10 protein-coding genes are annotated in these 10,243 nt (G+C 66.5%); 3 read left to right on the plus strand and 7 right to left on the minus strand.

Translation table 11 applies throughout. The features are described from left to right. The first annotated feature begins 111 nt into the window (after positions 1–111). The 3 genes from ABWP84_RS16785 to ABWP84_RS16795 are packed head-to-tail and all read left to right on the plus strand — an operon-like array spanning position 112 to position 3,397. Positions 112–1,683, plus strand: a complete 1,572-nt coding sequence (locus ABWP84_RS16785) for an ABC transporter substrate-binding protein (RefSeq protein ID WP_353213178.1) — start codon at positions 112–114, stop codon at positions 1,681–1,683. Next, entirely contained in the window at positions 1,680–3,263 is a 1,584-nt protein-coding gene (locus tag ABWP84_RS16790) for an amidohydrolase (protein ID WP_353213179.1), read from the plus strand. The genes ABWP84_RS16785 and ABWP84_RS16790 overlap by 4 nt, the downstream gene beginning before the upstream one ends. Further along, complete coding sequence (locus tag ABWP84_RS16795; RefSeq protein ID WP_353213180.1) at positions 3,260–3,397, plus strand: hypothetical protein; 138 nt, start codon at positions 3,260–3,262, stop codon at positions 3,395–3,397. Before ABWP84_RS16790 ends, ABWP84_RS16795 begins: the two co-directional genes overlap by 4 nt. Before the next feature lie 5 nt (positions 3,398–3,402). Here the strand turns inward: ABWP84_RS16795 and acdA are convergent, their stop codons facing one another. The 7 genes from acdA to rpiB form a co-directional block, all read right to left on the minus strand. Next, entirely contained in the window at positions 3,403–4,611 is a 1,209-nt protein-coding gene (acdA, locus tag ABWP84_RS16800) for a 3-sulfinopropanoyl-CoA desulfinase (protein ID WP_353213181.1), read from the minus strand. 54 nt (positions 4,612–4,665) lie between these two features. Continuing rightward, positions 4,666–5,778: a 3,4-dihydroxy-2-butanone-4-phosphate synthase gene (gene ribB / locus ABWP84_RS16805; RefSeq protein WP_353213182.1), complete on the minus strand. Its 1,113-nt coding sequence runs from the start codon at positions 5,776–5,778 to the stop codon at positions 4,666–4,668. 82 nt (positions 5,779–5,860) lie between these two features. Continuing rightward, complete coding sequence (locus ABWP84_RS16810; protein WP_353213183.1) at positions 5,861–6,466, minus strand: riboflavin synthase; 606 nt, start codon at positions 6,464–6,466, stop codon at positions 5,861–5,863. A 4-nt stretch (positions 6,467–6,470) separates the two neighbouring features. Beyond that, a complete protein-coding gene (gene ribD, locus ABWP84_RS16815; RefSeq protein ID WP_353213184.1) occupies positions 6,471–7,586 on the minus strand; it encodes a bifunctional diaminohydroxyphosphoribosylaminopyrimidine deaminase/5-amino-6-(5-phosphoribosylamino)uracil reductase RibD in 1,116 nt (371 codons plus the stop codon). A gap of 247 nt (positions 7,587–7,833) precedes the next feature. Continuing rightward, positions 7,834–8,286 carry a transcriptional regulator NrdR gene (gene nrdR / locus ABWP84_RS16820; RefSeq protein WP_353213185.1) on the minus strand — a complete coding sequence of 151 codons (453 nt, stop codon included), beginning with the start codon at positions 8,284–8,286 and terminating at the stop codon, positions 7,834–7,836. Positions 8,287–8,320: 34 nt separating this feature from the next. After that, positions 8,321–9,619: a serine hydroxymethyltransferase gene (glyA, locus tag ABWP84_RS16825; RefSeq protein WP_353213186.1), complete on the minus strand. Its 1,299-nt coding sequence runs from the start codon at positions 9,617–9,619 to the stop codon at positions 8,321–8,323. Beyond that, the gene (gene rpiB / locus ABWP84_RS16830; RefSeq protein ID WP_353213187.1) at positions 9,616–10,062 is read right to left on the minus strand and encodes a ribose 5-phosphate isomerase B; all 447 of its coding nucleotides are present in this window, start codon (positions 10,060–10,062) and stop codon (positions 9,616–9,618) included. Before rpiB ends, glyA begins: the two co-directional genes overlap by 4 nt. Between the last annotated feature and the right edge of the window lie 181 nt (positions 10,063–10,243).

A 10,243-nucleotide genomic window follows, 5' to 3' on the forward strand; every position in this document is an offset into this window, starting at 1 on the left:
GCAAAGCCCCTCGATCTTATCTCCCCTCGCCGTTCGTTCTTCCGCAGCGGAGGCGGCCTTGCCAAGGCTGGGGCGGCGGGCGCAGCCTTGCGGGGCAAAAGGAGCTTTTTGATGCGCAGACGCAGTCTCATCGCAGCCGCCACCGCAGCGCCCGCCCTGGTGCGCGCGCAAAGCGCGACCACGCTGAAATTCATCCCGCAGCAGGACCTCATCGTCCTCGATCCGGTTACCACCACCGCCTATATCACCCGCAACCATGGCTACATGGTTTTCGACACGCTGTACGGCATGGACGGGCAATTCGGCGCGACGCCGCAGATGGTGGATGGCCATACGATCGAGAATGATGGGCGGCTGTGGAATCTACGGCTGCGTGAGAATTTGTGGTTCCATGATGGCACGCCGGTGCTGGCGCGCGATTGCGTGGCGAGCATTCGACGCTGGGCGCGGCGCGACCCCTTTGGCGTGACGCTGATGGAGACGACGGAGGAGCTTTCCGCCCCGGATGACCGGACTATTCGTTTTCGGCTGAAGCGGCCCTTCCCGCTGCTGCCCATCGCGCTGGGCAAGGCCTCGGTGCCGGTATGCGCGATGATGCCTGAGCGGCTGGCCAATACCGATGCGTTTCAGCAGGTGCCCGAGATGATCGGCTCCGGCCCCTTCCGCTTCAAGGCGGATGAGCGGGTGCCTGGGGCCCGGGTGGTTTATACGAAGTTCGAGCGTTATGTGCCGCGCAGTTCCGGCACGCCGACATGGACGGCCGGGCCCAAGGTGGTGCATTTCGACCGGGTTGAGTGGAACTCGATGCCCGACCCTTCCACCGGCAATTCGGCCATGCTGAATAATGAGCAGGATTGGCAGGAATATGCCTCGCTCAATCACCTGCCGCTGCTGCGCCGGGCGCGCAATCTGCGGCTGCAGATTCTCGATAATACTGGTTATGTGTCGATGTTGCGGGTCAATCATTTGACGCCGCCATTCAATAATCCAGCGATCCGGCGGGCGCTGTGGGGGGCGATTGACCAGCAGGCCTGCATGCATGCGCTGGTTGGGCCCTCGGAGCCCAGCCTCTACCATCTGCCGCTCGGGTTTTTCGCGCCGAAGACGCCGATGGCCAGTGAGGCGGGCCTCGATGTGCTGCGCGGGCCGCGGGATATGGCGGCGGTGAACCGGGCGCTGCGGGCGGCGGGCTATAATGGCGAGACGGTGCTGCTGATGATCCCGACCAATTCCTCGGCGCTCAATCTGCAGGGCGAGGTGATGGCCGATACGCTCAAGCGGGCGGGGATGAATGTTGAGGTTTATGCGGTGGAGTTCAACGCCATGCTGCAGCGGCGCAACCGCCGCGGGCCGGTGAGCGATGGCGGCTGGAGCGCCTTTGTCACCAATTGGTCGGGGTCGGATTGGCTCAGCCCGGCGGGGCATATCGCGCTGCGCGGCAATGGCGAGCAGGGCTATGCCGGCTGGGCCAGTATGCCGCGGATTGAGGCGATGCGCGATGCCTGGTTTGAGGCGCCCGATGTGGCGGCGCAGCAGGCGATTTGCCGGGACATTCAGTTGGAGGCGATGAACCAGGTGCCGTATTATCCGCTGGGTCAGGTGATGCAGCCCACCGTCTATCGCTCCAATCTGACGGGTGTGTTGGATGGGTTTTCCACCTTCTGGAATGTGAGGCGCGCATGAGCCCGCGTGACACCGCGCTGGCCTGGATTGCGGCCCATGAGAAGCGCTTTTCCGATTTCTGCGGCCGTATTTGGGAGCATGCCGAGCCGGCCTGGCGGGAATATAAATCGGCCGCCGATTATGTGGAGTTGCTGCGCGCGGAGGGCTTTGCCGTTGAGGCTGGCTCGGGCGGGATGCCCACGGCGTTTGTCGCGACCTGGGGGCAAGGTGCGCCGGTGCTGGCGGGCTTTTCGGAATATGACGCGGTGCCGGGGAATTCGCAGCAGGTTGTGCCCTACCCTGCCCCGCGCGCCGGGCTGCACCCCTATGCCGCGGGGCATACGGACCCGCATTCCATGCTGGGCACGGCCTCGCTGGTGGCGATGCTGGGGGCTAAGGCGGCGATGGAGGCGCATGGCATTGCCGGGCAGTTGAAGCTGTTTGGCGAACCGGCGGAGAAGGTGTGCGGCTCCAAGCCCATCCATGCCGCCAAGGGCTATTATGACGGGCTGGATGCGGCGGTGGTGTGGCATCCCTGGCCCTCCAATACCGTGACCTCGGACACGCAGTTTGGCGCCTATTGGTCCTGCGTGATCAGTTTCGAGGCGGATCAGCCGGAGCATTGGATCGACCCGACCCTGGTGCCGATTGAGGGGGCGCATGCGGGGGCGCGCAGCCCGGGCGCGCTGGATGCGATGTGCCTGATGTACACCACGACGAAATACACCAAGGAGGCGATGTTCCCGCATGCCGGCTCCTGGACGCTGAATGAATTCGTGCTGGGCGATGGCGGTGCGACCTCGGATAATCTGCCGCCGCGGTTTAGTCAGATCCAGTATTCGTGGCGTTCCTCTTCCTTGGGGATTCAGGAGCAGATCTGGCGGGTGCTGGCCAATAATGCCCGGCATGCGGCGGGCAGCACTGGCTGCCGCGCCTATGTGCGCTGGGTGACGAAGACCCGGGTTGGGGTGCCCAATCAGGTGATGACGGACCTGACCTGGAAGAACCTGCAGGCGGTGGGCGCGCCCGCCTATGGCGAGGCGGCGAAGGAATTTGGCCGGGAGATTCAGCGCCATCTGGGGCTGGAGGCGATGGAGGATCCCTTCATTGAGAGTGTCAGCCGGCTGACGCCGCCGGAGGCGAATGAGGCGCGGCTGCGGGCGGGGTTGCCGGCCTGGCAGAAGCATCTGAGCGCCGATGATTATGTTGAATTCTGCTGGCATGCGCCGACGGTGCGGCTATTGGCCGGGCGCCCCCGGCTGCGGCCGCCTTCGCATGGCTTTGCCTATCCCAATTGGGCCTATACGGCGCTGAGCGGGCTGCCGGAGGCGATTGACCCTGGCATGTTCGTGGCCGCCAAAACCATGGCGCTGACCTATATTGACCTGGCGACCCAGCCCGAGATGCTGGCGGCGGCGCAGGCTGAGTTTGTCAGCCGCACCGGCGGCGTGGGCGGGCCTGGCTGGGTGGGGCCGCTGCTGCCGGCGGATTTCGACCCGCCGGTGGATTTGCGCTGGCCGGAATATGTCACCACGCCGCGCGGCGAGGAATGGTGCATTCCCACGCCGCATCAGGGGACGGGCGCGGGCGAGCCGCTATGAGCGATGTCTGTGCTGCGCGCGGTTATGGCCAGGCAGCACATGAGCCGGAACTGCTCGATCTCGGGCGGCGTTATGCCGATGTGATCGACGCGGATCAGGCGATTGAGCAATGGCGGCGGGGGAGTATGGGCTGAGCGCCCTACTCTGCCGCGGCCAATTTCGGCTGGGAGATGTCGCTCAGCCGTTGCTGCGGCAATTTCCAGCCCAGCATCTTCGAGGCCACCAGCGTGCGCAGGACCTGCGCCGTGCCGCCGCCGATGGTGAACATCCGCACATCGCGCGCCATGCGTTCGATGGGGAAGTTTTTGGAATAGCCGCGGGCGCCGAAGATTTGCAGCGCGTCATTGACGATTTTGATCGCGGCCTCAGAGGCGAAGATTTTGGCTTGTGCGGCCAGTTCAGGGTCGGGGAAGGCGCTGTTATTGGGGCCGCGTGAGGCGGCGGCGGCGTGCAGCATGAGGCGTGAGGCGGTGAGTTGGGTCTGCATATCGGCCAGCATCCATTGCAGGCCCTGGAACTCGCCGATCGGCCGGCCGAATTGCTCGCGGCCCTTGGCCCATTCCAAAGCGTGGTCGAGCGCGCCGGCGGCGATGCCCATGGCCACCGTGCCGGCCCCCACGCGCTGCGAGTTATAGGCGTTGATGAGTTGGGCAAAGCCGCGGGCGAAGCCGCCGGGCGGGCGCAGCACCATGGCTTCGGGCACGATGAGGTTGGTGAAGGTCAATTCGCCCTCGGGCATGCCGCAGAGGCCCATGGTGGGCTCGCGCCGGGTCATGTCGAGGCCGGGCGCGCCGCGCTCGGCGAGGAAGCCGCCAATGCCCATGTCGCGGCCCTGCTCGTCGAAGGCGCGGGCGAAGATGAGGTGGAGTTTGGAAACGCCGGCGCCGGTGATCCAGTGCTTGACGCCATTGATCACCCAGCTGTTGCCGCGCTGGTCGGCGCGGGTGCGCATGGCGGTGGCATCCGAGCCGGCATCGGGTTCGGTGATGCAAATGGCCGGTTTGTCACCCGCCAGCACCAGATCGGCCGCCCAGCGTTTTTGCGCGTCACTGCCATAGGCCATGACGGTGGAGATGGCGCCCATATTGCCCTCCACCACGATGCGCGCGGTGACGGTGCAGGCGCGGGCCATTTCCTCGACCACGATGGCGACATCGAGGAAGGAGCGGCCCTGCCCGCCCCATTCGGCGGGGATGGACATGCCCATGAAGCCGGCCTCGACCAGTTTGGCCACGATGTCCCAGGGGTATTCCAGGGAGGCATCGATGGCGGCGGCGCGGGGTGCGACCACGGTCTCGGCAAATTCGCGGGCGCGGCCGCGCAAATCCTGGTCGATGGCTGGTATCATAAGTGCTGGTCCCCTCTGCAAGCCCCGTCAAGCCGGGGCGGGAATTGATCTGGGTTAGCGCGGCCCAACCGGGCGGGATTCGATCACCTCCAGACCATAGCCCTCCAGCCCCACCACGGGGCGGGGGTGGTTGGAGAGGCGGATGATCTGGGAGATGCCGAGATCGGCCAGGATTTGCGCACCGATGCCGTAATCGCGCAGCGCGGGGGAGGCCGCACGCTCACGCCCACGGCGGATTTCGGTGCTGATGCCATCCACCCGATAGTCGCGCAGCAGCACCACCACGCCGCGGCCTTCGGCCTCGATCATCCGCATGGCGCCGTGCAACTCGGCCACGCCCGCGCCGCCCACCAGATCATGCAGCAGGCTTGCGGCATGCATGCGGGTGAGGACGGGGGCGGGGCCGGAGATGTCGCCCTTGATGAGGGCGAGATGTTCGCCGGGCTCGAGCGGGGTGGAATAGACCACCGCCTTCCATGCACCGCCCACGGCGTGCTGGATTTCGCCCTCTTCGACGCGGGCGACCAGTTTTTCGGTGCGGCGGCGATGGGCGATGAGGTCGGCTATGGTGCCGAGCTTGAGGCCGTGATGCTGGGCGAAGGCGACCAGATCCGGCAGGCGGGCCATGGTGCCGTCATCATTCATGATCTCGCAGATGACGCCGGCGGGGTTGAGGCCGGCCATGCGGGCGAAATCCACCGCCGCCTCGGTGTGCCCGGCACGCACCAGGGTGCCGCCATCGCGCGCCACCAGCGGGAAGACGTGGCCGGGGGTGACGATGTGCTCGCGGCCGAGATCGGGGTTGATGGCGACCGCGATGGTGCGCGCCCGGTCGGCCGCCGAGATGCCGGTGGTGACGCCGTCGCGCGCCTCGATGGAGACGGTGAAGGCGGTGGAATGGCGGGTGCCATTGTGCTGCGCCATGAGCGGCAGGCTGAGCTGTTCGACGCGCGGGCGGGCCATGGCCAGGCAGATCAGGCCACGGGCGTAGCGGGCCATGAAATTGACCGCATCGGCGGTGGCGAATTGCGCGGGGATGACGAGGTCGCCCTCATTCTCGCGGTCCTCATCATCGACGAGGATGAACATGCGGCCGTTTCGCGCTTCTTCCAGCAGCTCCTCGGTGGGGGCCAGGAAATCCGCGAAGCGGGTGGTGGTGGTCTTCAAGACTTGTGCTCCACGCAGGGGCCGGGCCGAAGTGGCGCGGCGGATGGCCGGGCTTTGGCCGGCGCTTGGGTGATATTGGGCATCAGCGATATTCAAGCAGCCGGGCGACGTACCGCGCCAGGGTATCGACCTCGAAATTCACCCGATCACCCGGTTGCAGGGTGCCGAAAGTGGTGTGTGCGGCGGTGTGGGGGATGATATTGACGCCAAAACCATCGCCCTCCACCTCATTGACCGTGAGCGAGACGCCATCGAGGGCCACGCTGCCCTTGGAGGCAACATGGCGGGCGAGGCCGCCGGGGACGCGAAAGCGCCAGCGCACCGAGGCGTTTTCCGGCCGGGCTTCGAGCACCTCGGCCACGGCATCGACATGGCCGGCGACGATATGGCCGCCCAGCTCATCGCCCAGGCGCAGGCTGCGTTCGAGATTGACCCGCGCGCCGGCGCGCCAGCCGCCCAGGGTGGATTTGGCCAGGGTCTCGGCCGAGACATCGACGGCGAATTCATCCGCCCCCAGCCGCACCACGGTGAGGCAGACGCCCGAGCAGCAGATGGAGGCGCCGAGTTCGGTGGCGGGGTTGGCCAGGAAGCCGGGGGCGACGCCGATCAGCACGCGCATGTCGTGCCCGGCGCCGATGGGCTGGACTTCCCGCACCGTGCCGAGGGCGGTGACGATACCTGTGAACATGTCTTTACGCCGCTCCTTCATATTCGCTCAGCACGTCCTGACCCAGAATATGCGTGGCCACCAGCCGGTATCTGGGCATTTCGGCGAGATGCGTAAGGCCCAGGGGGCCAATGGCTGGCATGGCTTCGGCGCCGAGTGCCGCCGGTGCATGGAACCACATGATCCGTTGCACAAGCCCCGCCCGCAGCAGGGCGGCGGCGAGGCTGGCGCCGCCCTCGGCAAAGACGCGGGTGACGCCGCGCTGGGCCAGGGCTTGCAGGGCGGCCTCGGGGTCGAGGCCGGCGGTTTTCGCGCGGGGGACGGTCAATACCTCGACGCCGGCATCGCGATAGGGGGCAAGGGCGGCCGGGGCATGGCCCGGGCCGGTGAGCAGCCAGGTGGGGGTTTGCCGCGCCGTGGTCACCAGCCTGGCGTTGAGCGGCAGGCGCAGCCGGGCATCAAGCACCACGCGGGGGATGGAGGGCAGGCCAAGGCCGCGGATGGTGAGATCCGGGTCATCGGCCAGCGCGGTGCCGCTGCCCACCAGCACCACATCATGCCTGGCGCGGGCGGCGTGCACGGCGAGGCGGGCGGGGGCGGCGGTGATCCAGCGGCTCTCGCCGGTGGCGGTGGCGATGCGGCCATCGAGGGTGGCGGCGAGCTTGAGGGTGACAAGCGGCAGGCCATGGGTGACGCGGCGGATGAAGCCGGCCTGGAAGGCCTCGGCCTCGGCCTGCAAAACGCCCTCATCCACGGTGATGCCGGCTTGGCGGAGGCGGTTGAAGCCATTGCCATTCACCCGGGCATCGGGGTCTCGCATGGCGGCGACGACGCGGGTGATGCCGGCCGCGATCAGCGCAACGCAGCACGGCGCGGTGCGGCCAAAATGGCTGCAGGGCTCAAGGGTGACATAGGCGGTGGCGCCGCGCGCGGCGGGGCCGGCGGCGGCGAGGGCCATGGTCTCGGCATGCGGGCGCCCGCCAGGCTGGGTCCAGCCCCGGGCGACCACCCTGCCCTGGCGGACCAACACGCAGCCCACGGCGGGGTTGGGCCAGGTGCGGCCGAGGCCACGCGCGGCCACGGCCATGGCCGCGCGCATGTGAGAAACATCTTCCTCGGCCGACATGGGTTCGCGGTTCACTCCAAGAGCAACAACCATTCAAACGGAATCGCTTGGCTGGATAAAGATGCTCGACCAACACTATGCCAGGGCCTGTGCAGTGAGGCTTGGCGAAGGGGATATGTTTTAGCAGGCTGATGCGAAACGAATAGCGCGTGAGGGAAAGATCGAGGGGCTTTGCCCCTCGAGCACCCCAGCAGGGTCGACATATATTTCTAGGCTGGTGGGAGAGCGCGTGCGGGCAAAGCCCTTTCGCTCTTTTCGTCCATCAGGTTTTGTCCAGCTTGCCGAGAAAGGCCTGGAAATCGCGGGCCTCGGAAAAATTCTGATAGACGCTGGCGAAGCGGACATAGGCGACCTGATCGACGCCTCTGAGGGTGTCCATCACGATCTCACCCACCCGGCGGGAGGGGATTTCGGCCTCGGTTTCGGTTTCTAGGCGGCGTTGGATGCCATTGACGATGCGCTCGATGCGGTCCTCATCAAAGGGGCGTTTGCGCATGGCGATGCGGATGGAGCGGGCGAGTTTGTCACGGTCAAACGGCACCCGGCGGCCATCGGTCTTGACGATGGTGAGGTCGCGCAACTGGGTGCGTTCGAAGGTGGTGAAGCGGTTGTTGCAGGCGGTGCAGAAGCGCCGCCGGCGGATGGCGACGCCATCCTCGGCTGGGCGGCTGTCCTTCACCTGGGTTTCCTCGGCGCCGCAGAAGGGGCATTTCATGGGCTATGCGCCCCTGCGGCGTGGTGCTGACATCTCAGTAGATCGGGAAGCGGCGGCATAGTTCCTGAACCTCCGCGGCCACCGCGGCTTCGACTTCGGCATTGCCCTCTGGGCTATTGGCGCCGGCCAGGCCATCGAGCACCCGGCCGATCATGCGGCCAACCTGGCGGAACTCGGCCTCGGTGAAGCCGCGGGTGGTGCCGGCGGGGCTGCCCAGGCGCACGCCGGAGGTGACCATGGGCTTTTCCGGATCGAAGGGGATGGCGTTTTTGTTGCAGGTGAGGTGGGCGCGGCCGAGTGCGGCCTCGGCGGCCTTGCCGGTGACGCGCTTGGGGCGAAGATCGACCAGCATCAAATGGCTGTCGGTGCCGCCGGAGATAATGGCCAGGCCCTGATTTTGCAGCTCATCGGCCAAAGCGCGGGCATTGGCGACGACCTGCTTGGCATAGGCGCGGAAATCGGGGCGCAGCGCCTCGGCAAAGGCGACGGCCTTGGCGGCGATGACATGCATGAGCGGCCCGCCCTGCAGGCCGGGGAACATGGCGGAGTTGAATTTTTTCGCCAGCGCCTCGTCATTGGTGAGCACCATGCCACCGCGCGGGCCGCGCAGGGTCTTGTGGGTGGTGGTGGTGGTGACATGGGAATGCGGCACGGGCGAGGGGTAAACGCCGCCGGCAACGAGGCCGGCGTAATGCGCCATATCGACCATCAGATAGGCGCCCACCGCATCGGCGATGGCGCGGAATTTTGCGAAGTCGATCTCGCGGGAATAGGCGCTGCCGCCGGCGATGATCAGTTTGGGCTTGTGGTCATGGGCGAGTTTTTCGACCACGTCGTAATCGATCAGGCCGTCGTCCACGCGCACGCCATAGCTGACCGGCTTGAACCATTTGCCGGAGAAATTGACCGGCGCGCCATGGGTGAGGTGGCCGCCGGCGGCGAGGTCCATGGCCAGGAAGGTGTCGCCCGTATTGAGCAAAGCGAGGAAGACGGCGAGGTTGGCGCTGGCACCCGAATGCGGCTGCACATTGGCGAAGGCGCAGCCGAAGAGCTGCTTGGCGCGCTCAATGGCCAAGGTTTCCGCCACATCGACGAATTCGCAGCCGCCATAATAGCGCCGGCCGGGATAGCCCTCGGCGTATTTATTGGTCATCACCGAGCCCTGGGCTTCGAGCACGGCGCGCGAGACGATGTTCTCCGAGGCGATGAGTTCGATGCCATCCTGCTCGCGGACCAGTTCCTGCGCCACGGCGGCGGCGATCTCAGGGTCGGCCTCAGCCAGGGAGGCCTGGAAGAAGCGGGCGGGGAGGAAGCGAGCGGTGGTCTCGTTCATGCCGGTGGCCTTTCGATCTTGGCGATTCGGCGGTCATGCCGACCACCTTCATAGGGTGTGGCGAGGAAGGTGAGTAGGCAATCAAGCGCCACTTCCACGCCGAGGGTGCGGCCGCCGAAGCAGGCGATATTGGCGTCATTATGCGCCCGCGTCAGCCTCGCTTCGGTGGTGTTGTGCAGCACGGCGGCGCGGATGCCACGGTGGCGGTTGGCGGTGATGGCCATGCCAATGCCCGAGCCGCAGACCAGCACGCCGAAGCGGACGGCGCCGCTGGTGAGGGCCTCGGCCACGGGGCGGGCGTAATCGGGGTAATCGACGCTCTCGCTGCCATCGGTGCCGAAATCGGTCACCTGATGGCCGGCGGCGCGCAGCGCGGCCAGGAGTTGGCGCTTGAGGTCTAGGCCGCCGTGATCGGCGGCGATGGCGAGGGAGAGCGGCGACATGCAATGGGGCTTACCATAGCAAGGCCGGGGCGCGAAATGCCCCAAGGGCGGGCCAAGGGGCGGGCCAATTGGCGCGGGCGTGGCATGCGGCGATGCGCCTTGGGGTGAGCCGCATGGGTCGGGCTGAACGCCGTTTTATTGATTCTGTCGAGAAAAAGGCGATTTTTACATTGTTACAGTG

The sequence above is a fragment of the Rhodovarius sp. genome (assembly GCF_040399605.1).
Lineage (GTDB): Bacteria > Pseudomonadota > Alphaproteobacteria > Acetobacterales > Acetobacteraceae > Rhodovarius > Rhodovarius crocodyli_A.

Excerpts from the sequence above, each read along its gene's own strand:
- glyA (WP_353213186.1), bottom strand. The coding sequence starts at position 9,619 with ATGAACGAGACCACCGCTCGCTTCCTCCCCGCCCGCTTCTTCCAGGCC.
- ABWP84_RS16795 (WP_353213180.1), top strand. The coding sequence starts at position 3,260 with ATGAGCGATGTCTGTGCTGCGCGCGGTTATGGCCAGGCAGCACATGAG.
- ABWP84_RS16790 (WP_353213179.1), top strand. The coding sequence starts at position 1,680 with ATGAGCCCGCGTGACACCGCGCTGGCCTGGATTGCGGCCCATGAGAAG.
- ABWP84_RS16810 (WP_353213183.1), bottom strand. The coding sequence starts at position 6,466 with ATGTTCACAGGTATCGTCACCGCCCTCGGCACGGTGCGGGAAGTCCAG.
- ABWP84_RS16785 (WP_353213178.1), top strand. The coding sequence starts at position 112 with ATGCGCAGACGCAGTCTCATCGCAGCCGCCACCGCAGCGCCCGCCCTG.
- rpiB (WP_353213187.1), bottom strand. The coding sequence starts at position 10,062 with ATGTCGCCGCTCTCCCTCGCCATCGCCGCCGATCACGGCGGCCTAGAC.
- acdA (WP_353213181.1), bottom strand. The coding sequence starts at position 4,611 with ATGATACCAGCCATCGACCAGGATTTGCGCGGCCGCGCCCGCGAATTT.
- nrdR (WP_353213185.1), bottom strand. The coding sequence starts at position 8,286 with ATGAAATGCCCCTTCTGCGGCGCCGAGGAAACCCAGGTGAAGGACAGC.